Raw genomic sequence first — 24,600 nt, 5'->3', positions numbered from 1 at the left:
GGCGGGGGGGGCCCGGTGGCGGGGGTGTCCGCGGCATGGATGCCGCGGCCAACCCCCCATGGACGGGTTAACGGCGTCCCCCCCAACCGGACCCACCCCGCCATGCCACGGATAGCCGGCTTCTGCTGTTGCTTCGGCTCTGGCCTCTGCAGGTGCCGGGTGCAACCCGGCCGATACCCTCCCAGTGCTAGGCTGTGGCTACCGACAACCACGGAGGCGGGATGGGGGCGATCGTGTTGTTGCCGCTGTGCGTGGACGATGCCGCGCTCGACCGCTGCCTGGCCGCGCTGGATGCCGGCACCGCGCCGGGAACCGCGGTCTGGCTGGCCGATGACGCGCAGACCGGCCCGCGTGCGCAGGCGGTGGTGGAGCATTGGTTGGCGCATACGCCGTTGCAGGCCGAATACACCCGCCGCGCGCGGCCGTTGGGCGAGGTCGCCCATCTGGATGAGATGCTGCGCGCCTGCGAGGGCATGGACGTGGCGGTGCTGGCGCCGGACAGCGTGCCCGCGCCGGGCTGGCTGCAGCAGCTGCAGGATGCCTTCGCCCGCGACGCCGCCATCGCCACCGCAACCCCGTGGTGCAATGCCGGCGAAACCGCTGCATGGCCGCGGCTGGGCGAGATCAATCCGGAACCGGAGGACCCGGCGCTGCTGGCACACACCTGTGCCACGCTGCCGGTGCTGCATCCGGAGCTGCCCTCGGCGGTCACCCACGCGGTACTGGTGCGCGGCAACGCGCGCCGGCGTGCCGGCGGCCTGGACGTGGACAGCTACGTGGGTTGGAACGCGGCACTGGTGGACCTGAGCCTGCGCATGGCTGGCCTGGGATGGCGCAACGTGCTGTGCGAGACCGCCTTCGTCAGCCGGGCAGGGGAGGCGGTCAGCCGTGATGGCGATCTCGAGGCCCTGGCCGCGCGCTGGCCGGGGTGGGTGCCACGGCTGGCTGACTTCCTCATGCACGATCCGCTGCATGGCCTGCGTGCCGATCTGCAGCAGCGCATGCGGCAGGCGATAATGCCGAAGGAACAGGGTGACCTGTTCGTCTCGTCTTCCGCGCCGGAGCCTCCTGCTTGAATGTTGCCATTGCCGCCATCGTCGTCACCTACCAGAGCGGCAGCACCATCGACGCCTGCCTCTCGCGTCTGCGCCAGGCGCAGGACGTGGCCGAGATCCGGGTGATCGACAATGGCTCGATGGATGGCACGCTGGATATCGTGCAGCGCCATGCCAGCCACGACCCGCGCGTGCGTTTCGTCGGCAATCCGGACAATCCCGGCTTTGCCGCCGCCAACAACCAGGGCGTGGCCGATTCGCACAGCCCATGGCTGGCCTTCATCAACCCGGACCTGATGGTCGAACCGGAGACGTTGGCCGCACTGCGCAGCCGCGCGGAAGGACTGGGCGACTGCCTGCTCGGTGTCGAGCAGGTGGACGAGCAGGGCCATGCCGACGAAGCCGTGCGCCGCCGCGACCTGGATTTCCTGATGATGCTGCGCTCGCCGGGCAAGGGCTCGAAGCTGGCGGTGCCGCGTGACCCGCAGCAGGCGCTGCAGCGGGTGCCGGCGCTGTCCGGTGCGCTGCTGATGATGCCGCGTGCATTGTTCAACTGCATCGGAGGTTGGGACGCCGGCTATCGTCTGCATGCCGAAGACCTGGACCTGTGCCGGCGTGCACGCGAAGCCGGAGCAGTGGTGGCGATCGCCAATGACCTGCAGGTCACCCACGTTCGTGGCGTCTCCAGCCGCTCGCGGCCGTTCTTCGTGGAATGGCACAAGCACAAGGGCCTGTGGCGCTATTTCCAGAAGTTCGAGGCCAGGCAGCGTTCGCTGCCGGTGCGGGTAGCGGTGTGGGGCGCGATCTGGGCGCACGCGCTGATGCTGGTGCCGAAGCTGCTGCGCAAGGCGCTGTAGCGCCGCAAGAGCATCCACGCATGGCGTGAATCTACCAATGTTGTTTCCCGTGAGCTGAGTGTGGCCGCAGGCACCCCGGTTCACCCTGCCGGGCGCATAATCCGCCCCATGCCTATCATCCAGTCCCTGCTCGACACCGACCTGTACAAGTTCACCATGATGCAGGCGGTGCTCCACCAGCACCCCGGCGCCCAGGTGCAGTACCGGTTCAAGTGCCGCACGCCCGGCATCGACCTGGCCCATTACATCGACCAGATCGACGAAGAGATCGACCACCTGTGCAGCCTGCGTTTCAGCGACGCGGAGCTGGACTACATGCGTGGCCTGCGCTTCGTGAAGCCGGACTTCGCCGATTTCCTCGGCCTGTTCCACCTCGACCGCAAGTACATCCAGCTGCGCGCGTCGGAGACCGTGCCCGGCGAGATCGAACTGGACATCACCGGCCCCTGGCTGCACACCATCCTGTTCGAAGTGCCGCTGCTGGCGATCATCAACGAAGTCTGGTTCCGCAACACCACCACCGCCGACTTCGCCGAGGGCGAGCGCCGCCTGCAGGCCAAGGCCGCGCTGCTGCGTGATACCCCGGGGTTCGAGCAGTGCCGCATCGCCGACTACGGCAGCCGCCGCCGCTACTCGCGTGACTGGCACGCCCGTCTGCTGCCGCTGCTGCGCGATGCGCTCGGCCCGCAGCTGGTCGGCACCAGCAACGTGCACTTCGCCCGCCTGTACGGCATGACCCCGCACGGCACCATGGCCCATGAGTACCTGCAGGCATTCCAGGCGCTGGGCCCACGCCTGCGCGATTCGCAGGTGGCGGCACTGGAATCGTGGGCACGCGAGTATCGCGGCGACCTCGGCATCGCGCTGTCCGACGTGGTCGGCCTGGATGCGTTCCTGCGCGACTTCGACATGTACTTCTGCAAGCTGTTCGACGGCGTCCGCCATGACTCCGGCGATCCGTTCGACTGGGGCGACCGCATGCTGGCCCACTTCCAGCAGCGCCGGGTGGATGCACGCAGCAAGGTGCTGGTGTTCAGCGACGGGCTCGACATCGCCAAGGTGATGCGCCTGTACGACTACTTCCGTGGTCGCTGCCAGGTCGCCTTCGGCGTCGGCACCCACCTGACCAATGATCTGGGGCCAACGCCGCTCAACATCGTCATCAAGATGGTCCGCTGCAACGGCCAGCCGGTGGCCAAGCTCAGCGATTCGCCGGGCAAGAGCATGTGCGACGACCCGGGCTACCTGGCCTATCTGCGCCAGGTGTTCGAGCTGCCGCCGGCGTAAACACGTCGGCTTACAGGTAGTCGACCACCACCAGGTAGGCGCCCTGCAGCGGCTGCTGCTTCGAAGCCTGCACGCTGTAACGCTCGGAGAAGGCGATATCGCCGGCGCGCATCGCGCTGGCCGACACCGACAGCTTCTGGCCCTGGCGCTTGCCGTCGCGCAGCGTCGCGGCCTGGCCATCGGCCAGCGCCGTCACGGCCACCGTCGAGCCCTTGGCCGAGGGCGGGCAGGCGGCCAGGCTCAGCTCACCCTGGGACAGGTTCGTCGTGCAGCCCGGCTCGGCGATACGGCCGCTGAAACGGATGCTGCCGCTGCTGGCCTGGGCCAGCGCACTGACGGACATCAGGGCCACACACAGCAGAATGGAGTTCCTCATGACACGTTCTCTGGTTCGGTGTGTCCTAGTTAGCGACAGGTTCGATCCGTCTTTAATAGGACAAATCCGAATCTGCTAGGGCCATCACCAAGAAAGAGTGATGCGCATCAAATAAGGCGATTTCCACCTGAAAAAAGCCTGTTTTCGCGCATGCCGAACGCGCCACGGGAAGCGTCATGCAGGGTCGTTTGTGACCTGATCGCCTTGCCGTCAAATCCCCCACGCCCGCCGGGCTCTCATTCCGCCTACCACGTCACATTTGAGGCGTCAATGAATTGGCGTTCAGAAAAATAATGAGACTTTCATCACAGTTGTGCCTATACTTGCGTCACGGATTCAGGGGAAGGTATGTCCGAGTCCGGCCACAGGTGAGACGCAAGGATGGGTCTTGATAGCCCGGCAGTGCTCCTTGCTTCCTCCTCTACTTCTCATCTCTTCAGTAGGGTTAGGTAAAAGCGAATGCACAAGATCAATATCATCGCCGCTCTGATGCTGGCCGCCGCTCCGCTGGCCGCCAACGCCGCCGACGGCACCATCACCTTCAACGGCAAGGTGACCGACAAGACCTGCACCATCTCGACCCCGGGCGGCAAGGACTTCTCCGTCAACCTGCCGACCGTGTCCAAGAACACCCTGGCCGCCGCCGGTAACGTTGCCGGTCGCACCCCGTTCGCCATCAACCTGACCAAGTGCAGCGCCGGCAACGTCGCGACCTACTTCGAGCCGGGTTCGACCGTTGACTTCAACACCGGCCGCCTGCTGAACCAGGCTTCGGCCAACGCTGCCACCAACGTGCAGCTGCAGCTGCTGGGCTCGAACAACCAGGTCCTGCCGATCAAGGCTGCAGGCGCTGGCCAGGCCCAGACCAACTCGCAGTGGGTCACCGTCGGCACCGACGGCTCGGCCGATCTGAACTACTACGCTGAGTACTACGCCACTGCCGCCGCCACCCCGGGCGACGTCACCAGCAGCGTCAAGTACACGATCATCTACAACTGATCGTAGTCGTACCCGCACTGGCCGGCGTACGCGCCGGCCAGTGCATCGCGGCCCCTGGCCACATACCTCGAGCGTAGTACTTCCGATGAAAGCATTCTTTCCCCGGGCGCTGCTGCTGGCAGCGTTCACGCTGCCCTTCTGCCAGAACGCTCTGGCCGGCGTGGTGGTCAATGGCACGCGAGTGATCTATCCGGCGCAGGCGCGCGAAGTCACCGTGCAGGTCGACAACGTGGGCGATTCGCCGGCGCTGGTGCAGGCCTGGATCGACAGCGGCGACGCCAACCAGACCGCCGACACCAGCGATGCCCCGTTCGTGCTGACGCCGCCGATCGCGCGCGTCGAACCGGGCCGCAGCCAGGCGCTGCGACTGATCTTCTCCGGCGCGCAGCTGCCGACCGACCGCGAGTCGGTGTTCTGGCTCAACGTGCTGGATGTTCCGCCGTCCCCGGACAACGCCGACAGCGGCGAACAGAATTACCTGCAGGTCGCGTTCCGTTCGCGCCTGAAGCTTTTCTACCGGCCGCAGGGCCTGAAGGGCGTCGCCAACGACGCGCCGGCAGCGCTGCGCTGGACCCGCACGGGCGACCGTCTGCGGGTGGAAAACCCGAGCCCCTTCCACGTCACTCTGGCCGAAGTACATGCCGTGACCGGCAGCAGTGAAAAGGCCGTCGAGGACAAGGGCGCGATGGTCGCGCCGAAGCAGAGCCTGGAGTTCGCCGCACCGGCGGGCACCGACCAGGTCCGCTTCATCACCATCAACGACTACGGCGGCCGGGTGGAACACACCATCCGCCTCGGCAGCACCGGGGGCTGAACGCGCCGCGCCGGCCTTGGGCCTGCGCATCCCGCCACCGCCGCTGTGCGGCGAATTGAAGGAATGTCAGTGTGATCGGAAACAGATTGACATTGTCGATCCATCAGGCGCTTTGCCTGTTGGTTGCTGGCGTGGCCTGCCCAGGATGGGCGCTGGCTGCCCCGGCCAATCTCGGCGAACAGGCGCTGATGGCGCAGAGTGGTGCGGCCAATGCGCGTGCACCGGAATCGGCCCAGTTCAACTCCAGCTTCCTGTCTGGCCAGGCCAAGCAGGTCGATCTGGCGGCCTTCAGCAACGGCAACCCGATGGTGGCCGGCAACTACCGTGTCGACGTCTACGTCAACGGTGCCTGGCAGGGCCGTCGCGATCTGCAGTTCAAGGCCGATGCGCAGGGCCGTGTCGACGCCTGCCTGCCGCTGCCGATGCTGGAAGAAATGGGCGTGGACAGCGAAGCCGTGCTGCTGCAGCAGGATCCGTCCGTGCCGACCGACAAGACCAGCTGCGTGCCGGTCCAGCAGCGCATGGCCAATGCCTATGGTGTCTATGACAGCGGCAACCTGCGCTACGACCTGAGCATCCCGCAGGTGTTCCTGCGTCGTGAGGCACGCGGCTACGTCAACCCGGCGCTGTGGGACCGCGGCATCAATGCCGGCTTCGTCGGCTACAGCTTCAATGCCATCGACAGCGACAGCCGTGTCGAAGGTGGCCAGCGCAACCGCAGTGCCTACCTCGGCCTCAACGCCGGCATGAACCTGGGTGGCTGGCAGTTCCGCCACGATTCGAACCTGACCTGGTCCGAGGGCGATGGCCGCCATTGGCAGAGCATCGCCACCTATGCGCAGCGCGGCATCCCGCAGGTGCGCGGCATGCTCACCATCGGTGAGGCCTACACCACCGGTGAACTGTTCGACTCGATCGGTTACCGCGGTGCCAGCCTGGCCAGCGACGATCGCATGCTGCCCGATTCGCTGCGCGGTTACGCGCCGGTCGTGCGCGGCATCGCCGAGACCAACGCACGCATCGAAGTGCGCCAGAACGAGCAGCTGATCTACTCCTCCACCGTGTCGCCGGGCAGCTTCGTCATCGACGACCTGTACCCGACCGGCTACGGCGGCGACCTGGAAGTGAGCGTGATCGAGGCCGATGGCCGCCGCCGCGAATTCAAGGTTCCGTTCGGTTCGGTGCCGCAGATGCTACGCGAAGGCGTTTCGCGTTACTCGCTGACGGCCGGCCAGGTGCGCAACAAGCTGCTGGCCGATGAGCCGTGGCTGGTGCAGGGCACCTACCAGCGCGGTATCGGCAACCAGCTGACGCTGTACGGCGGCAGTGCACTGAGCGATGGCTACCTGTCGCTGCTGTACGGCGTCGGCCTGTCCACGCCGGTTGGCGCGTTCGCCGCCGACGTCACCCACGCACGTACGACGTTCGACCACTACGGCAACCACACCGGTGCCAGCGTGCGCTTGAGCTACAGCAACATGATCGGCGAGACCGGGACCAACCTGACCCTGGCCGCCTACCGTTATTCGACCGAAGGCTTCTACAGCCTGCAGGATGCGCTGTACGGCCGTGATTCGGACAAGCGCGGCATCGATCCGACCACCCGTGGTCGCCAGCGCAGCCAGTTCCAGGTGACCCTGAACCAGCCGTTGGGCCGTCGTGGCGGCGCGTTGTACGTGACTGGTTCGGTGCGTGACTTCTACGACCGCCCCGGCACCTCCAAGCAGTATCAGGTGGGCTACAACAACGCCTGGCGTTCGGTGAACTACGGCTTCTCGGCGCTGCGCACCGAAGAGGGCGTGCTCGGCCGTTCCGATACCCAGTACCTGCTGTCGATGAGCGTGCCGCTGGGTCGTGGTTCGCACCCGGTGTCGTTCAGCGCCGACCTCGGCGTGCGCGAGCGCGGTGGCTACGACAACAGCCGCGTTGGCATCACCGGTTCGGCCGGCATCGACAACAACTTCAGCTACGGTGTGGCGCTGTCCGACTCCCGCGAAGGTGGCACCACCGCGGTGGGCAGTGCGGAATACCGCAGCCGCTACAGCGCGTTGAACGCGACCTACAGCCACTCGCGCGATTTCCGCCAGGCGTCGGTCGGTGCCAACGGCAGCGTGGTCGTGCATCCGGGCGGCTTCACCTTCACCCCGCAGCGTGGCGACACCATGGTGCTGGTGGAAGCGCCGGGCGCACGCGATGCGATCGTCAGCAACGCCCCGGGCCTGCGCGTCGACGGCCGCGGCTACGCGGTGGTCCCGTACGTGTCGCCGTACCGCCTCAACACCGTCACCCTCGATCCGCAGGGCATGGCCCACGACGTCGAGCTGGAAAGCACCAGCCAGTCGATCGCGCCGTTCGCCGGTGCCATCAGCTACCTGCGCTTCGATACCCGCAAGGGCAACGCGCTGCTGATCCAGGTGCGCAACACCGATGGCCGCACCATGCCGTTCGGTGCGCAGGTCAAGGATGAGCAGGGCCAGCCGGTGGGCATGGTCAGCCAGGGCGGCCGCCTGTACGTGCGCAGCGAGAAGAACCAGGGCCAGTTGCAGGTCGAGTGGGGCGCAGGTGCCGATCAGCGCTGCACCATTGATTACCAGGTACCGGCGGGCGCCGACGCGTCCAAAACCGGCTTCATCCCGCTGGAGGCAGCATGCCGATGATTTCTTCCCGTGGCCGCAAGGCATTGGCCGCGTTGGCCCTGCTGGGTGGCGTGCTGCTGGCGCAGCAGGCCAGTGCGGCCTGCCGCATCCAGATCAACGGCTTCGTTGCACAGGACGTGCAGATGGACATGGGTCAGATCGTGATCCTGCCCAGTACACCGGTGGGTGGCGTGATCAAGGAAATCAGCGTGCCGATCAACCAGCAGAACAGCGTTGCCCGCTGTGACTACTGGTATAGCGGCTACTCGACAGGCGAGTACGTCAACGCGCCGCAGAAGCGACCGGTGGCCGGCTTTGCCAACGTCTATGAGACCGGCGTGGCCGGTGTGGGCATTCGCCTGTTCCGCGACTCCGGCGCGATCCAGGCCTATTACCCACATACCATCAATTTCGCGGCCAACTCCACGATCTCGCTGATCGGTGGCCAGTTCCGCATCCAGCTGATCAAGACCGCCGCGCAGACCGGTTCGGGCGTGATCGCACCGAACGGTCGCTTCACCACCTACTACTTCGATGGTGATGGCCCCAGCCGCCCGGTGCTGACCTCCACCTTCAGGGGCTCGGGCACCACCGTGGTCAGCCCGACCTGCGAAGTGCAGGCGGGCAGTCGCAACATTGCCGTCGATTTCGGCAGCGTGCCCAACACCACGTTCACCGGTGTCGGTTCCAAGGCTGTAGATCGCGATTTCGAGATACGCCTGAACTGCCAGGGCAGCAACGTTGCTGCCTACCAGAGCAAGATCGGCATCCGCCTCGACGCCGACCAGGACAGCTCGAACATGCCGGGCGTGCTGAAGCTCAGCGCGGCCACCAACAGCGCCACCCGTATCGGCATCCAGATGGTCCAGCGCGATGGCAGCACCGAGCGCGAAGTGCGTTTCGGCCAGACCGTCAACGTCGGCACCACCGTGCCGGGTACCAGTGTCATGGCGCTGCCGCTGCGTGCCCGCTATGTGCAGACCCAGGCCGGCACGGTGGGTGCAGGTGTCGCAAACGGCCAGGCCACCTTCACCATCCAGTACGAGTAAGGCGGCCGCAGGCCGCGCCACTGCTGCGTTCCACCGCAACGTCGCCCGTTCCACGGGCGGCGTTGACTGCGTCTTGATCTTCCAACGATGAAGATCAATGCCACGACGCACGTACCATCATTCGAATGTGATGTACGTCGCGATTTTGGAGTTTCCTCATGAGGTGACCGTCTCCTGCCTGCGGGTGTTGGACGGGAACGCCGAAAGGATCCAGACGTGGCTACAGCTCCTGGCATTCCCTCGCGCCGGCCTTTCGGAGCGCTGCGATGAAGGTCCTGTCGGTGTTCGGCACGCGACCGGAAGCGATCAAGATGGGGCCGCTGGTAAGGGCCTTGGCGGAGGCTGCGGACATCGAATCGGTGGTCTGCATCACCGGCCAGCACCGGGCGATGCTGGACCAGGTGATGTCGCTGTTCGCGATCACCGCCGACCATGACCTCGATGTCATGGTGCCCAACCAGACCCTCAATGGCCTGTGTTCCAAGCTGTTCGAACGGCTTGACGCGCTCTACACGCAGGTTCGTCCGGACCGGGTACTGGTGCACGGCGATACCACCACGGCGATGACCGCCGCACTGGCTGCGTTCCACCACCGTATTCCGATCGGTCACGTCGAGGCCGGCCTGCGCACCGGCGACATCAACCGGCCGTGGCCGGAGGAAATGAACCGGCGGGTGATCGATGTGGTCGGCCACCAGCTGTACGCGCCCACGCCCAGCTCGCGCGCCAACCTGGCCGGTGAACACCTGGGCGGGCAGATCCTGGTCACCGGCAATACCGTCATCGATGCCCTGCAGCAGACCGTAGAGCGGCTGGATGCCGACCCGGCGCTGCGTGCGCGGGCTGACGAACCCTTCCACATGCTTGACCCCGATCGTCGCCTGCTGCTGGTCACCGGCCATCGCCGCGAGAGTTTCGGCCAGGGCTTCGAGGACATCTGCCGTGCGCTGGCCGAACTGGCGCGGCGGCCGGACCTGCAGGTGCTGTACCCGGTGCATCTCAACCCGAACGTGCAGGGCCCGGTCAACGCCCACCTCGGCCATCTCGACAACGTGCACCTGGTGCCGCCGCAGGACTACCTGCGCTTCGTGCGCCTGATGCAGCGCGCCGACGTCATCCTCACCGACTCCGGTGGCGTGCAGGAAGAAGCGCCTGCGCTGGCCAAGCCCGTGCTGGTCATGCGCGACGTCACCGAACGCCCGGAGGCGGTCGAGGCCGGAGTGGTGACGCTGGTCGGCACCAGGCCCTCGCGCATTGTCGAGGCGGTCAACGCGGCACTGGCACAACCACCGCATCCGACCCGCTTCGATCCCGACGCCAGTCCCTACGGCGATGGCCGTGCCAGCGCGCGCATCGTCGCCGCCCTGCGTGGCACGCCCCTTCCCGAATTCTCGCCCGGCCTCCGCAACAGCGGTGCCGCCCACCTCCATCCACGCGAAGTGACGCCATGACCCAGACCGGCCGCTCTCCCCTGTTTGCATCCGCCGCCGCGTTCGTCCTGTCGGGCGTGGTTGCCAGTGCCCATGCCGCCGACAGCGTCGCCGGCCAATTCGCCGAATGGAGCGGCGACAGCACGGTCAACCGGCAGATGACCTTGCGTGAACTCGGTTTCCGCCAACCGCTGGTGCTCAGCGGGCAGGAGAGCCAGCGCGAGGTCTACCTGCCGGTGCCGGTCGGCGTCGCCACCCGCGATGCGCAGCTGCAGCTGGACGGGCGCTATGTGCGCGGCCACGCCGGGCGCACTTCCGGCCTGTGGTCGGTCGATGGCGATCCGATCGCCGCGCGCTCGATCACTGATGCGCAGGGCGACGCCAGCCAGCTACTGGCCATTGATGGCGAACCCCGCCAGAACGGCTTCGTGCGGGTCGGCGTCGGCTGGTGGTCGATCGTCTCCGACTACCAATGTGCCGACCAGAGCGCGCCGGCCAACGTGTTGCGGCTGTCGCCGGACTCGCGTTTCAGCTACCGCTTCGATGGCCGGGCCGTGGACACCGTGGCCAAGGCCTGGGGCGCGCTGCCACCGCAGGTGCGCCTGCTGGTGGACGGCAAGGCGCTGCAGGCGCCGGCCTACGATGCCGCCTGGCGCGTCGGTACCGCGTTGCAGGGCGGTGGCAAGCAGGTGCAGGTGGTGGCGCTACCCAAGGTCGGTGACAGTGTCGACCTGACCGGCATCAGCATCCCGGCCAGCCTGCAGGGCGTGCCGGCCTACGCTGCGCTGGCGACGGGCGAGCGCGCGCATGTGATCAAGGATCTGGCTGAAGTTGGCGCGCTGCTGTCGCTGCGTGACAGCGGGCCCTTGGCCGCTGACGTGATGATCGGCAGTGATGCGCTGCGGGCCGGCGTACGCGCGGCACTGGACGCGCTGGCCGTACAGGTCGCGGCTACGGGTGCCGATGCGGGCGCTGCCTTCGCCGCGTGGCGCGGTACCGATATGGGCGGCCTGGAAAAGCCCACGGCCAACGCATCGGTCAGCGTGGTCGCCGTTGCTGGCCGTCCGACGCTGGTGGTCGGCCCGGCGGCGGCGGGCAAGGTCGCCGGGTTGTTCGCCGAACAGTGGCGCAGCTATGCGCTGGGCCGCAGCCTGCAGGTCAGCGCGGCGGGAACACCGAAGCTGGACGGAGACCAGGTGCTGCTGAGCCGGCTCGGCAACATCGCCGGTACGATGGATGTGGTCACCCGCGCGGACCGCAGTGCCACCTTCGACCTCGGCGCGCTGTCGGCCGATGGGCGCCTGCCCGAGGAAGTGGTGATCGATGTCTCGGCGGCGCCCAACGCCGCCGGGCAGGGCGCGGTGGCCACGATCCATTTCAACGATTACCTGCTGGGCGGCAAGGTGCTGTCGGCCAATGGCCAGCCGCAACGGCTGGTGGCCAAGGTGCCGGCCTACGCGCTGTCGGCGCGCAACGAGATCCGCGTCAGCTTCCTGCGCCAACCGGCACGACCTTATTGCCACGATCCGGCCACCGCCTATCCGGTCTCGATCCTGCCCAGCAGCCACCTGACCCTGGCCAAGCGGTCGCTGGGCAGTGATTTCGTCGGCGCCAGCAGTCAGCTGTCGCGCGGCAACCAGGTGTTCGTGCCGGCCACGTGGCTGCAGGATGCACCGGCATCGCTGCGCAAGGTGATTGCGGTGGCCAGTGCAGTGGGTGCCTCGCCGGAGGCGTCGGAACTGAAGGTGGTCGATGCCGGTGCGGCGGTCAGCCCGGGCGCACCGTGGCTGGCGTTCGGTGTGGCGCCATCGGGTGTCGATGTGGCCGGCCTGAAGAACGGTCATCTGCTGATCGGCGGGAAGCCGCAGCCGCTGCTGGATGTCAGCGGGTTGGATCGTGCCGCGGTGGTGCAGGTCGGCACCTCCGGCGGCCAGCTCGGCGTGCTGTACAGCGACCTGGGCGCACAGGCACCGCCGTTCGGCGCACCGTTCCGGCTGCTGCGCGGTGATCTCGCCGTGCTCGACGGCAGTGATGCCGTGCGCGAGTTCGACCGCCAGGATCCTTACGGGAGCCGCGTTGCCCAGGATGGCAATCCGCAATCGAAGTGGGAACGGCACATGGTCTGGTTGCTGCTGCTGGTCGGCGTGATCGTGTTCGCGCTGCTGGCCGCCCGCGTTACCCAGGTGCGCCGCCGCAAGTCCGCCAACACAGGGCACTGATCCACCGTGGACGGTCTGTTCTGGAACATCCAGCTGGCCAACTACTACGCTGCCCTGGAAACCACGGCGGCGGCGGTGGCCGTGCTGATCCTGATCTCCAGCCTCGATGACCTGTTCATCGATGTCTGGTACTGGGTGCGCGAGAGCTGGCGGGCGCTCACCATCAAGCGTCGCGAGGCGTACCGGCCACTGAGCCAGGAAGACCTGCTGCAGCGGCCGCAACAGCCGCTGGCGATCATGGTGCCGGCGTGGATGGAGTACGACGTCATCGCGCAGATGGTGGAGAACATGATCAACGTGCTCGACTACCGCGAGTACGTGGTGTTCGTCGGCACCTATCCCAACGACCAGCAGACCATCGACGAAGTGGAGCGCATGCGCCGCCGCTACAAGCGCCTGCGCCGCGTGGAAGTGCCGCATGACGGGCCGACCAGCAAGGCCGACTGCCTGAACTGGCTGATCCTGGCCATCTTCGATTACGAGAAGCGCCACGACATCGAGTTCGCCGGGGTGATCCTGCACGACAGCGAGGACGTGCTGCACCCGATGGAACTGCGCTTCTACAACTACCTTTTGCCGCGCAAGGACATGATCCAGTTGCCGGTCACCTCGCTGGACCGCGAGTGGTACGAACTGGTGGCCGGCGTCTACATGGACGAGTTCGCCGAATGGCATGCCAAGGATCTGGTGGTGCGCGAAAGTGTTTCCGGCATGGTGCCGTCGGCCGGTGTCGGTACCTGCTTCTCGCGGCGCGCGCTGCTGGCACTGAGCGCGCAGACCGACAACCAGCCCTTCAACACCGACAGCCTCACCGAGGACTACGACGTCGGTGCGCGGCTGGCGGCGATGGGGATGCAGTCGATCTTCGCGCGCTTCCCGGTGCAGTTCCGCGTGCGTCGCCCGTCATGGTTCGGCTGGGGCCCGGTACGCGAGCGCACCCAGCAGATGGCGCTGTGCGTGCGCGAGTACTTCCCCGACAACTTCCGCGCATCGTACCGGCAGAAGGCGCGGTGGGTGCTGGGCATCGGCCTGCAGAGCTGGGAGTCGCTGGGCTGGCGCGGCTCGCTGGCCACCAAGTACCTGCTGGCGCGCGACCGCAAGGGCATCATCACCTCGTTCGTCAGCATCATCGCCTACCTCATCTTCCTGCAGCTGCTGCTGTTCTGGCTGTTGAAGATGACCGGGCTGTGGACGATGCAGTTTCCCAGCGTGTTCCAGGCCGGTACCTGGCAGATGAACGTGGCGCTGCTGACCACGGCGGCGCTGGCCACCCGCGTCGTGCAGCGCTTCTACTTCGTCAACCGGCTGTATGGCTGGGAGCATGCGCTGATGTCGATCCCGCGCATGGTGGTCGGAAACATGATCAATTCCATGGCCACCGCACGCGCGTGGAAGGTGTTCCTGGCCTACCTGCTGTTCGGCAAGCGCATGGTCTGGGACAAGACCATGCACGACTTCCCGGATGCGGCGCAGCTGGTGCAGACCCGCAAGCAGCTCGGTGAGCTGTTGACCACCTGGCAGGCGGTGGAACCCGAACGCCTGCAGCAGGCGCTGGATCAGCAGCAGGCAGGCCGCCAGCAGCCGTTGGGCCGCATCCTGCTCACCCAGGGCTGGCTGGATGATGAAACGCTGGCCGAGGCGATCGCCTTCCAGGGCGACCTGCCACGCGCGGTGATCGACGTGGATTACCTGCGTGCCTGCCAGTTCCCGGTCAGTGCCGATGCCTGCGTGCAATGGCGGATGCTGCCGCTGCCGCCGCGTCAGCAAGGTACCCTGCGGCTGGCCGTCGCCAGCCCATTGCCCGAAGAGGCGTTGGCACTGCTGAAGCAGGAAACCCGCAGCGAGCACGTTGAACAGAGCATCGCCCGCGAAAGCGAAATCAACGCGGGCCTGCGCCTGATCGGCGGCGACCGGCAGTGGCACCTGGACAACGTGCCCTTGCTGGGTGACCTGCTGGTGGAGATGCGCCTGATCGATCACGCGCGCTTCGAGATCGCACTGGATGACTACATGCCGCAGCGCGACGGCCGCATCGGCGATTACCTGGTCAAGCAGGGCATCACCACCGAGGAGGCCGTGGCCCAGGCCATGCAGGAACAGCGCCGGCGTGCGGCCACGCTGCAGTCACCGCCTCCCGGAGCCTTGCCGGCATGAAGACCACGCTGCTGTCCACCGTCATTGCCGTGGCGTTGGCCACGGCCAGCGTATCGGTACAGGCCCAGGCCGATGCGCAGCTGCCATTGTCTGGAGCTGCCTACCGTATCGCCGAACAGGCGTTTGCCGCCTATGAGCGTGGTGACTACCGAGCGGCGTACCAGCAGTCCACTGAAGCGATCCGGCTGCGCCCGGACGTGGTGCGGCTGCGCCTGCTGCAGATCTATGCGCTGCAGAAACTCGGGCGTGGTGCAGAAGCGCAGCAGCAGGCGCGGCGTGCGCTGGACGCGGGGATGAAAGATCCGGCCTTGCCGGCGCTGGCGGCTGTCACCGCTGCACGTAGCGCGGCAACCGGAGGCGAAGGTGCGCGCACGACATCCCCATCTCGTCCGGTCGGCAGCGCCGCAGACCGCAGCAGGCAGCAGGCCTACGCGCTGGCCACCGAGGCGTACGCGGCCTATGACGCCGGGCGGATGGGAGAGGCGGCCAGCAAGGCCGAGCAGGCGTTCCGGAAGCAGCCGAAACAGGGCGCATGGGCCCTGCTATGGGTGGCAGCACTGGAGGCACAGCAACAGCCCGAACAGGCCGACGCCGCCATCGGCACCGCGCTGCAGCTGGGTGCACCGAATGCCGAGGCGCTGCGCACGCGGCGCGTGGCATTGGGTCGCCAAGGCGCCCTGCTGCAGGCCCAGCAGGCCTATCAATCGCTGTCCGCAGGCGAGGATGCCGCCGCCATTGAGCATGCACACGCTGCCGTGGAACTGGCCCCCGACGTGGCTTCATACCGGCTGCTATTGATCACCGCGCAGCTGCAGGGCGATCAGCTGGCCGACGCTGAGCACAGTGCTGATCAGGCGTTGCAGGCCGACGGCCAGGATCTCAATGCACGGGTGATGCGCGGCTACCTGCGCCAGCGCCAGGGCAGTTCACTGCGGGCCAATGAGGATTTCGATGCGGCACTCGCCACGCCCGGGTCATCCATGCAGCAGCGCAACGTGCGTCTGCTGGCGGTGGATGCAGCGCTGGCCGCAGGTGATCGGATACGCGCAGCTGCACTGCTGGCACCGTTGCAGGCGGCGGTACTGCCAGCTGAAGGCGATGCACGGACGCGGCAGCTTCTGCAGCAGGGCATCGAGCAACGTAGCCGGGCGATCCGCTCCAGTCGCGAGCTTCCGCGTATGAGCGCGCAGACCTATCCGGCGCCGTTCCAGCACTGCCAGTCGGGCGACACAGGCAATGTCTGCGAGTTGATGCCGGCCGACCTGCAGGGCGACGGCGGTGCCGCACAGCGTGCCTATGCTGCCTACGCGCGCCAGGATTACACCGATGCCATCGGTGAGGCACGGCAGGCCGTGCAACTCGCACCGGACGACGCGAACCTGCAGGCCCTGCTGACCACCACGCTGGCAGCGGGCAACCGCGCACAGCAGGACGAAGCACGGCAGCGCCTGGATGCGGCACTGGCACAGCGTCCTGACGATGCGGAGGCGCTGATGCAGCGCGGCTACCTCAACCAGAAGGCGCACGAACCTGCGCAGGCACTGGCCGACTTCCGTGCCGCCGAGGCCACCGGCAAGGCACCGAAAAGCGTGGTGCTGGACCAGGCCTACGCCAGCGCAGCCAACGGCGATCATCCACAGGCGGTGACCCTGCTGCGTAGCGCCATCGACCGCGCCGACGTCGGTGAGCTGCCGCTGGATGAGCATCAGCGCTACAACGTGCGCAATGCCATCGCCAACTATTCACGCGAGTGGGGCGTGGTCGCCTCGGCGGGTTTCCGGGGGGCGCGCCAGGCCGCAACCAATGTCGGCGGTGCGGCGATCAGTACGCCCGGCGATTCGGTGTTCAGTACGCTGGAGGCGTTCTGGCGGCCCCCGGCCTTCAACGACCAGCATGGCACGCTGGAGCTCTACGCACGCCTGCTCAACACGCTGTACGACGAGGGCGGCACCTACGAGTCGATCCGTGCGGTGGATCCGTGCACCGGCGAATCAACGCCGGATGCGCGTGCACGCGCCGAGCGCCTCAGTCATTCGCGCTCGACCACCGGCTGGCCGTCCACCATCGCCTCGTTCGGCCTGCGCTACGCCTTTGGCCAGACCGGTTTGAGCGCCGGCATCGAGCGCCGCCAGTTCCTGGGCAGTGCCACCCGCCAGGGCGAGGTCTACCCCGCATCGGCAGCGGTGCAGTGCCGCCTGCAGCTGGCCCTGAACCGGCCACTGGAAGCCAGCACGCTGGCGCGCTACCGCTTGGCCAGCGGTTCCGGTGGATGGATGTCCTACCTGACCTACGGCTATTACCACGGCACCGATCTGCGCACCGATGTGAACCAGTGGTGGATGGTCAGTGGCTATGCGCAGGGGGGATATACCTGGGACGACAACGGTGCCACCTTCACCCTCGACGCGCTCGATGCCAACGGCACGCCGGTGCGGCGGATCGGCGACGCCAACGGGCGCCTGCATCGCGAACAGTGGTTCGTTGCCGGTGAACTGCGCGCCGGGCGCAGCTTCCGTTTCGGTGCCGGGCAGACGCACTGGGTGGTCACACCCTATGTCGTGGTTGGCGCCGATTGGCTGGACCAGCGCTCGCGCGTGCGCGACATCCGTTACCCGCTGTTCCCGGCGCAGTCGTTCGCGCTCAACGATACGCAGCGCAGCTGGTCACTTGGCGCAGGGCCAGGCGTGGGCGTGCGTTACTGGTTCCGCGAGGACCACTACAACACGCCGCGTTCCTACCTGGACCTGACCGTGCAGTACCGCATCGCCATCGGCGGTGGTGATACGCAGCGTGCCAAGGGCCTGTTCGCCACCGCCATCCTCTACTACTGAGGCAGGCCCCAGCGTCGCCGCAGCGCTGCGGCCTGCGGTGTGTCCTGGGTCAGCCATGGCTCCAATGCATAGACCAGCACGTGCTGTGCGCCGCTGTCGCGTGCGCATGCCAACTGCCGCTGGATGCGTGCGGCATCGGCCGTTTCGCCCTTGAATCCGCTGCCGTCGGCGGGGCCGCCGGGCAGTTCGCGGAACAGTTCAACGATCGCATCGAAACCGATGCCGTTGGCATGGAGATGATCGAGCAGCGGTTGCAGCTGCTGCACGTTGCCGGCGCCGGCCACCCCCACGCCGTCCTGCACCATGGGCCGCACGGCCGCGTGCGCGAGTACCGCCTGCCACAGCGTGACCAGGTTGCCATTGGTCTGCAGGCGGCTGAAGTAACAGGAGATCGCACAGTCACCGCCGCGTGCGCCGGCGGCCTGCACCAGGCCGTGCAACCACTGCGCCAGCCACAGCTGGCGCGCCGGATCGGCCCAGTGGTACTGCTCCAGCTCGTAGGGCAGGTACCAGCCCCCGAAGGCCGGCTGCTGCGCCCAGGGCGCCTGTGCCAACCAGCGGCGTGCCTGCGCCAGGCTGTCGGCCAGGAAGGCCTGCAGCGAGGCATCGTCGGCGCCGATGGCCTGCCACCAGCGTTGCTGGAAGGGCAGGCCGACGCGGATGCGGATGTCGTTCTCGCTGGCGGCGGTGAACAGTTGCTGCAGGCTGCCGTCGGGCAGTGACCAGTCGCCGTCGCTGCCACCGATGATGCCGGTCCACTGCAGCACCAGCTGCCGGCAGCCCAGCGTACGTGCAAGCTTCAAGGATCGCTGCCAGTCGGCCAGGCCCCACTGCAGGTGGCTGCGCCACGGCTGCAGGAACGTGCCATCGACCTGCACCGGCGGCGAGCAGCCGGGCAGGGTAGCGAGCGTACCGGCGAGCGGTGCCAGCACTGCCGCGCGCAGCAACCGGCGGCGCAACGGCGAAGACGGATCAGCGGGAAGGACAGGCGGAACCATGCCTGCATCATCCCAGAGCACCGTGCGCGGCAGGTGAACCACCACCCGGTAGTGCCGGCCGCTGGCCGGCATCGCCTACCGCTTATTCCAACGCGTAGCGCAGGGTGAACAGCACCGCCACCAGCCACACCGCCGGATGCACTTCGCACCAGCGGCCGGTGCCGGCCTTCAGCGCGGCGTAGGCGATGAAGCCGAACGCCAGGCCATTTGCGATGGAGTAGGTGAACGGCATCGCCAGCGCGCACAGTGCCGCCGGCACCGATTCGGTCAGGTCGCTCCAGTCCACTTCCACCAGTTCGCGCAGCATCAGGCCAGCCACGAACAGCAACGCCGGTGCGGTGGCATAGCTGGGCACCATCGCCGCCAGCGGCGAGAACAGCAGCGCGGCCAGGAACAGTGCCGATACCACCAGTGCGGTCAGGCCGGTACGGCCACCTACCTGCACGCCCGAGGCGCTTTCGGCAAACGCGGTGGTACTGCTGGTACCGAGCATCGAGCCGGCCACGATCGCCGTGCTGTCGGCCAGCAGCGCACGGCCGAAGCGCTTCTGCGCGCCCGGAAGTTTCAGCAGGCCGGCGCGACCGACCACGCCGTACAGGGTGCCGGTGGCATCGAACACTTCCACCAGCACGAATACCAGCACCACCTGCAGCAGCACCGCGATCGGCGCGCCGCCGTCATGGTGCAGCAGGCCCGGCAGGTCCAGCTGCAGGAAGGTCGGCGCCAGGCTCGGCGGCAGCGAGACCAGGCCCTGGTACTGCACGTCGCCCAATGCCCAACCAGCGCCGGTCACGGCCAGGATGCCGATCAGGATCGCGCCACGGATGCGGCGCGCTTCCAGTACCGCGATCAGCAGAAAGCCGGCCAGCGCCAGCAGCGGCGGCGCCGTGTTCAACGGGCCCAGCGCCACCAGCGTGTCTTCATTGCCGACGATCACGCCGGACTTCTGCAGCGCGATGATCGCCAGGAACAGGCCGATGCCGGCCACGATGGCCGAGCGCAGCGACGAAGGAATACCCGACACCAGCCATGCACGCACACCGGTCAGCGACAGCACCAGGAACACCAGGCCGGAGATGAACACCGCGCCCAGTGCCTGCTGCCACGGCAGGCCGGCAGCGCCGACCACAGTGAAGGCGAAGAACGCGTTCAGGCCCATGCCGGGCGCCATGCCGACCGGGAAGTTGGCGGCCAGCGCCATCACCGCCGAACCCAGTGCAGCCGCCAGGCAGGTGGCCACGAACACCGCGCCCGCATCCATGCCGGTGGTGCCGAGGATCTCGGGATTGACGAAGACGATGTAGGACATCGTCAGGAAGGTGGTGACACCGGCCAGCAGCTCGGTGCGCACGGTGGTGCCGTGCTGTTGCAGCTGGAACAGGCGTTCGAACAGGGACATGGGGGAATCTCGCGACAATAATGCGTCACGACCAACGGTCGTGACCTACCCGAATGCAGAACGTGGGTACCGACCGTTGGTCGGTACGCTTCACAGCGTCACCACCAACGGTGGCGACCTACCGAAATGAGAAAGGCCGCGCGAGCGCGGCCTTTCCTGTTGCCTTACTTCAGCGCCTTGAAGCGCAGGCGCTTCGGCGCAGCGTCGTCGCCCATGCGGCGGCGCTTGTCTTCTTCGTACTCGCGGTAGTTGCCCTGGAAGAACTCCACGTGCGAGTCGCCTTCGAACGCCAGGATGTGGGTCGCGATGCGATCCAGGAACCAGCGGTCATGCGAAATGACGAAGGTGTTGCCCGGGAACTCCAGCAGCGCATCTTCCAGCGCACGCAGGGTTTCGATGTCCAGATCGTTGGACGGTTCGTCGAGCAGCAGCACGTTGCCACCCTGCAGCAGGGTCTTGGCCATGTGCAGGCGGCCACGCTCACCACCGGACAGCGAACCAACCATCTTCTGCTGGTCCTGGCCCTTGAAGTTGAAGCGGCCGATGTAGGCGCGCGACTGGATCTCGATGCCGTTGATGTTGAGGATGTCCAGGCCGCCAGCGATTTCCTGGAAGACGTTGTGGTTGCCTTCCAGCGCGTCGCGGCTCTGGTCCACGTAGGACAGCTTCACGGTCGGGCCGACCACGATCTCGCCGGTATCCGGCTTTTCCTGGCCGGTGATCATCTTGAACAGGGTCGACTTACCGGCACCGTTCGGGCCGATGATGCCGACGATGGCGCCGGCCGGCACCAGGAAGCTCAGGTTGTCGAACAGCAGGCGGTCGCCGAACTTCTTGGAGACGTTCTTGAACTCCATCACCGCATTGCCCAGGCGCTCGCCCGGCGGGATGAAGATTTCATTGGTCTCGTTGCGCTTCTGGTAATCGACCGACTGCAGCTCTTCCAGGCGGGCCAGACGGGCCTTGCCCTTGGTGCGGCCGCCCTTGGCGTTCTGGCGCGACCACTCCAGTTCCTTCTGGATCGCCTTCTGGCGAGCCTTTTCCTGGTTGTCTTCCTGCTTCAGGCGTTCATCCTTCTGGGTCAGCCAGTCGGTGTAGTTGCCCTTCCACGGAATGCCGCGGCCGCGGTCCAGTTCCAGGATCCACTCGGCGGCGTTGTCCAGGAAGTAGCGATCGTGGGTGACCGCCACCACGGTGCCGGTGTAGCGCGCCAGGAACTGTTCCAGCCATTCCACCGACTCGGCGTCGAGGTGGTTGGTCGGTTCGTCGAGCAGCAGCATGTCCGGCTTCTGCAGCAGCAGGCGGCACAGCGCCACGCGGCGCTTTTCACCACCGGACAGCTTGCCGACCACGGCATCCCACGGCGGCAGGCGCAGCGCATCGGCGGCCACGTCCAGCTGGTTCTCCAGGGTGTGCGCGTCGCCAGCGGCCAGGATCGCCTCCAGGCGCTCCTGTTCCTTGGCCAGCGCGTCGAAGTCGGCGCCTTCCTCGGCGTAGGCCAGGTACACCGCGTCCAGCGCGGCCTGGGCCTGCAGCACTTCGCCCACGCCTTCCTCGACCGCTTCACGCACGGTCTTGGTCGGGTCCAGTTCCGGTTCCTGCGCCAGGTAGCCGACCTTGATGCCCGGCTGCGGGCGGGCTTCGCCCTCGAAATCGGTGTCCACGCCGGCCATGATCTTCAGCACGGTGGACTTGCCGGCGCCGTTCAGGCCCAGCAGGCCGATCTTCGCGCCCGGGAAGAAGGACAGCGAGATGTCCTTGATGATCTGCCGCTTGGGCGGGACCACCTTGGACACGCGGTTCATGGTGTAGATGTATTGCGAGGACATGCGGTCTCCGTAGGCGCGGCCCTGCGCCCGACCCGTCACGGGAACATCCCGTTGCGGCAGCGGGCACAGACTGAAATGGAATACCGCCAATTATAGCCGGAACCGGTTCCGGGCCGCGCCCGGGCAGGGGCGCCGGGCTGGCCGCGGCCTGAATACCCGGTCACAGTCCTGTAGCGGGAAGCGTTTCCAGCCGGAAACGGTTCAGATCGGGTGCGCAATATGGGCTCACCACCCACCCGAGCAGAGGTCTGACATGCGCATCAATCGAGTAATGGCCGGCGCCGTGGCCTCTGTGCTGGCGCTCGGCGCCGTGGCCCCGGCCTTCGCCGACAACGACCACCGCCGCGACCATGATCGCCGCGAGTGGCGCGAGGACCGCCGCGAGTGGCGCCAGGATCGCCGTGACTGGGAGCGCGACCGCCGCGAGGCCCGGCGCGACTACCGCCAGGATCGCCGCGAGTGGCACCGCGACCATGACCGCTACTACCGCCCGGCACCGCCGCGTGTGGTGTACCGCCCGGCCTATGGCCCGGGCTACGGCTGGAAGGTCGGCCATCGCTACCGCGACTACTACCGTGGCCCGATCTATGTGGTGAACGACTACCCGCGCTATCACCTGCGTCGCCCGCCGTATGGCCACCACTGGATCCGCGATGACCGCGGCAACATGCTGCTGGTGGCCATCGCCACCGGTGTGATCGCCCAGTACGTGCTCAGCAGCCGCTGAGTCCGTAGCCACCTCCACGCATGGCGTGGATCTACCGGTACGCCGGTACAGCGCACTCGAAACCATACGGGGCCGGATTCCTTCGGGGATGCCGGCCCCGTCCGTTTCGGCCCCGGCAGGCCCGGTGCGGGGCTACAATCGGGGGCTGAGCCGTACCCCTTTTCCCTGCCTGCTGGAGTACCCGATGTTCCCGCGTGACGTCCGCATCGAATCCTACGATCCCGAACTGGCCAAGGCCATCGCCGCTGAAACCCAGCGCCAGGAAGACCACGTCGAGCTGATCGCCAGCGAGAACTACACCAGCCCGGCGGTGATGGAAGCCCAGGGCAGCCAGCTGACCAACAAGTACGCCGAAGGCTACCCGGGCAAGCGCTACTACGGTGGCTGCGAATACGTGGACATCGCCGAGCAGCTGGCGATCGACCGCCTGAAGCAGCTGTTCGGCGCCGACTACGCCAACGTGCAGCCGCACAGCGGCTCGCAGGCCAACCAGGCCGTGTACTTCGCCCTGCTGCAGCCGGGTGACACCATCCTCGGCATGAGCCTGGCCCACGGCGGCCACCTCACCCACGGTGCCAAGGTGAACGCCTCGGGCAAGCTGTTCAACGCCGTGCAGTATGGTGTGAACGACCAGGGCCTGATCGATTACGACGAAGTCGAGCGCCTGGCTCTGGAGCACAAGCCGAAGATGGTCGTGGCCGGCTTCTCCGCCTACTCGCAGGTGATCGACTGGGCGCGCTTCCGTGCCATCGCCGACAAGGTCGGTGCCTACCTGTTCGTCGACATGGCCCACGTCGCCGGCCTGGTTGCTGCTGGCGTCTATCCCAGCCCGCTGGAACACGCGCACGTGGTCACCTCGACCACCCACAAGACCCTGCGCGGCCCGCGCGGCGGCATCATCGTCGCCAAGGGCGCCGACGAAGACCTGGTCAAGAAGCTGCAGTCGATCGTGTTCCCGGGCATCCAGGGCGGTCCGCTGATGCACGTCATCGCCGGCAAGGCCGTGGCCTTCAAGGAAGCGCTGGAACCGGGCTTCAAGGCCTACCAGCAGCAGGTGGTGAAGAACGCCCAGGCGATGGCCAACACGCTGATCGCGCGCGGCTACAAGATCGTCTCCGGCGGCACCCAGAACCACCTGATGCTGGTCGACATGATCGGCAAGGACGTGTCCGGCAAGGACGCGGAAGCCGCGCTGGGCAAGGCCCACATCACCGTCAACAAGAACTCGGTGCCGAACGACCCGCGTTCGCCGTTCGTGACCTCGGGCTTGCGCCTGGGCACCCCGGCGGTGACCACCCGTGGTTACGTCGAACAGGATTGCGTGGACCTGGCCAACTGGATCGCCGACGTGCTCGACGCACCGAACGATGACGCCGTCATCGCCCGCGTGCGCGACGCCGTCAGCGCGCAGTGCCGCAAGTACCCGGTCTACGGCTGATCGCAGCAGGGGTCGGATCCCTTCCTGCCGGGAAGGGCTCCGACACCGGTATGGGAGTAACCGCGCATGGATGAGCGCCACCTCAAGTACCTCTACACCGTCCTGGCGGTGCTGTTCGGCCTGCCCAGCCTGGCGATGGGCGGCGCGGCGGCGACGATGCTGCTGCTGATGGGGCTGGGCCAGTTTGGTCATGGCACGCTGGCCTCGGTAACGGTGATGCCGCTGTGGGGCCTGGCCGGCATTGCCGGCTGCCTGGCTTGGTTGTGGCTGAGCGCGGGTTTTCTGATGCAGGGGCGTGCCGGGCTGCACGTGCACCGCCTCTGGTGGTGGATGCTGCTGGCGGGCGGTCTCGCTGCCTTGCCCCCGCTGGGGCTGGCGCTGTGGTGGGGCATCGCCGTGCACGCCGAGGGCATCAGCCTGTTGCTGCTGGGCCCATCGATGCTGGTGCCGGCTGCGATGCTGGTGTGGATCAAACGCCGCGCATGACGCGGCCCATGGAAGG

Annotated in this window: 18 protein-coding genes; 14 read left to right on the top strand and 4 right to left on the bottom strand. The window is 67.0% G+C overall.

The features are described 5' to 3' along the window. The first annotated feature begins 221 nt into the window (after positions 1 to 221). The 3 genes from V3B48_RS10640 to pncB all read left to right on the top strand — a co-directional run bounded on the left by V3B48_RS10640 (position 222) and on the right by pncB (position 3,199). Positions 222 to 1,076 (top strand): glycosyltransferase, encoded by an 855-nt coding sequence (locus V3B48_RS10640; protein ID WP_279912434.1) that lies wholly within the window; start codon positions 222 to 224, stop codon positions 1,074 to 1,076. Next, positions 1,073 to 1,912: a glycosyltransferase family 2 protein gene (locus V3B48_RS10635; protein ID WP_329893705.1), complete on the top strand. Its 840-nt coding sequence runs from the start codon at positions 1,073 to 1,075 to the stop codon at positions 1,910 to 1,912. The genes V3B48_RS10640 and V3B48_RS10635 overlap by 4 nt, the downstream gene beginning before the upstream one ends. Positions 1,913 to 2,020: 108 nt before the next feature. Next, a complete protein-coding gene (gene pncB / locus V3B48_RS10630; protein WP_125894930.1) occupies positions 2,021 to 3,199 on the top strand; it encodes a nicotinate phosphoribosyltransferase in 1,179 nt (392 codons plus the stop codon). 10 nt (positions 3,200 to 3,209) lie between these two features. On the opposite strand, the gene V3B48_RS10625 is transcribed toward pncB, so the two are convergent. Next, the gene (locus tag V3B48_RS10625) at positions 3,210 to 3,575 is read right to left on the bottom strand and encodes a hypothetical protein (RefSeq protein WP_014645902.1); all 366 of its coding nucleotides are present in this window, start codon (positions 3,573 to 3,575) and stop codon (positions 3,210 to 3,212) included. A 459-nt stretch (positions 3,576 to 4,034) separates the two neighbouring features. On the opposite strand from V3B48_RS10625, the gene V3B48_RS10620 reads away from it, so the two are divergent. The 8 genes from V3B48_RS10620 to V3B48_RS10585 all read left to right on the top strand — a co-directional run bounded on the left by V3B48_RS10620 (position 4,035) and on the right by V3B48_RS10585 (position 17,707). Continuing rightward, the gene (locus tag V3B48_RS10620) at positions 4,035 to 4,574 is read left to right on the top strand and encodes a fimbrial protein (RefSeq protein WP_032128057.1); all 540 of its coding nucleotides are present in this window, start codon (positions 4,035 to 4,037) and stop codon (positions 4,572 to 4,574) included. 85 nt (positions 4,575 to 4,659) lie between these two features. Further along, positions 4,660 to 5,388, top strand: coding sequence for a molecular chaperone (locus tag V3B48_RS10615; protein WP_032128056.1), 729 nt, complete (start codon positions 4,660 to 4,662; stop codon positions 5,386 to 5,388). Positions 5,389 to 5,480: 92 nt separating this feature from the next. After that, positions 5,481 to 8,045: a fimbria/pilus outer membrane usher protein gene (locus V3B48_RS10610; RefSeq protein ID WP_329893707.1), complete on the top strand. Its 2,565-nt coding sequence runs from the start codon at positions 5,481 to 5,483 to the stop codon at positions 8,043 to 8,045. Further along, positions 8,036 to 9,073 carry a fimbrial protein gene (locus V3B48_RS10605; protein ID WP_253143427.1) on the top strand — a complete coding sequence of 346 codons (1,038 nt, stop codon included), beginning with the start codon at positions 8,036 to 8,038 and terminating at the stop codon, positions 9,071 to 9,073. The genes V3B48_RS10610 and V3B48_RS10605 overlap by 10 nt, the downstream gene beginning before the upstream one ends. Before the next feature lie 266 nt (positions 9,074 to 9,339). Beyond that, on the top strand, positions 9,340 to 10,524 hold the full coding sequence (gene wecB / locus V3B48_RS10600) for a UDP-N-acetylglucosamine 2-epimerase (non-hydrolyzing) (RefSeq protein WP_149908773.1): 1,185 nt from the start codon (positions 9,340 to 9,342) through the stop codon (positions 10,522 to 10,524). Next, positions 10,521 to 12,722: a hypothetical protein gene (locus tag V3B48_RS10595; RefSeq protein ID WP_329893704.1), complete on the top strand. Its 2,202-nt coding sequence runs from the start codon at positions 10,521 to 10,523 to the stop codon at positions 12,720 to 12,722. The genes wecB and V3B48_RS10595 overlap by 4 nt, the downstream gene beginning before the upstream one ends. Before the next feature lie 6 nt (positions 12,723 to 12,728). After that, positions 12,729 to 14,876 (top strand): glycosyl transferase family protein, encoded by a 2,148-nt coding sequence (locus V3B48_RS10590; protein WP_329893703.1) that lies wholly within the window; start codon positions 12,729 to 12,731, stop codon positions 14,874 to 14,876. Next, complete coding sequence (locus V3B48_RS10585; RefSeq protein WP_329893702.1) at positions 14,873 to 17,707, top strand: hypothetical protein; 2,835 nt, start codon at positions 14,873 to 14,875, stop codon at positions 17,705 to 17,707. The genes V3B48_RS10590 and V3B48_RS10585 overlap by 4 nt, the downstream gene beginning before the upstream one ends. Here V3B48_RS10585 and V3B48_RS10580 read toward each other — a convergent pair. From V3B48_RS10580 to ettA, 3 genes are all read right to left on the bottom strand, one after another. Next, a complete protein-coding gene (locus tag V3B48_RS10580) occupies positions 17,701 to 18,705 on the bottom strand; it encodes a DUF4434 domain-containing protein (RefSeq protein WP_329893701.1) in 1,005 nt (334 codons plus the stop codon). The two genes, V3B48_RS10585 and V3B48_RS10580, sit on opposite strands and share 7 nt — an antisense overlap. Before the next feature lie 82 nt (positions 18,706 to 18,787). After that, entirely contained in the window at positions 18,788 to 20,104 is a 1,317-nt protein-coding gene (locus tag V3B48_RS10575; RefSeq protein ID WP_329893700.1) for an NCS2 family permease, read from the bottom strand. A 164-nt stretch (positions 20,105 to 20,268) separates the two neighbouring features. Further along, positions 20,269 to 21,933, bottom strand: coding sequence for an energy-dependent translational throttle protein EttA (gene ettA, locus V3B48_RS10570; protein ID WP_005412220.1), 1,665 nt, complete (start codon positions 21,931 to 21,933; stop codon positions 20,269 to 20,271). Positions 21,934 to 22,186: 253 nt separating this feature from the next. Between ettA and V3B48_RS10565 the strand changes: the two genes are divergently transcribed. The 3 genes from V3B48_RS10565 to V3B48_RS10555 all read left to right on the top strand — a co-directional run bounded on the left by V3B48_RS10565 (position 22,187) and on the right by V3B48_RS10555 (position 24,584). Further along, a complete protein-coding gene (locus V3B48_RS10565) occupies positions 22,187 to 22,660 on the top strand; it encodes an RcnB family protein (protein ID WP_154262284.1) in 474 nt (157 codons plus the stop codon). A gap of 184 nt (positions 22,661 to 22,844) precedes the next feature. After that, positions 22,845 to 24,098: a serine hydroxymethyltransferase gene (gene glyA / locus V3B48_RS10560; RefSeq protein ID WP_010481990.1), complete on the top strand. Its 1,254-nt coding sequence runs from the start codon at positions 22,845 to 22,847 to the stop codon at positions 24,096 to 24,098. A 66-nt stretch (positions 24,099 to 24,164) separates the two neighbouring features. Continuing rightward, positions 24,165 to 24,584 carry a hypothetical protein gene (locus V3B48_RS10555; RefSeq protein ID WP_329893699.1) on the top strand — a complete coding sequence of 140 codons (420 nt, stop codon included), beginning with the start codon at positions 24,165 to 24,167 and terminating at the stop codon, positions 24,582 to 24,584. Positions 24,585 to 24,600 lie beyond the last annotated feature (16 nt).

The organism is Stenotrophomonas sp. SMYL20 (assembly GCF_036320045.1).
Lineage (GTDB): Bacteria > Pseudomonadota > Gammaproteobacteria > Xanthomonadales > Xanthomonadaceae > Stenotrophomonas > Stenotrophomonas maltophilia_A.
This window is presented reverse-complemented; position numbering and strand designations above follow the sequence as displayed.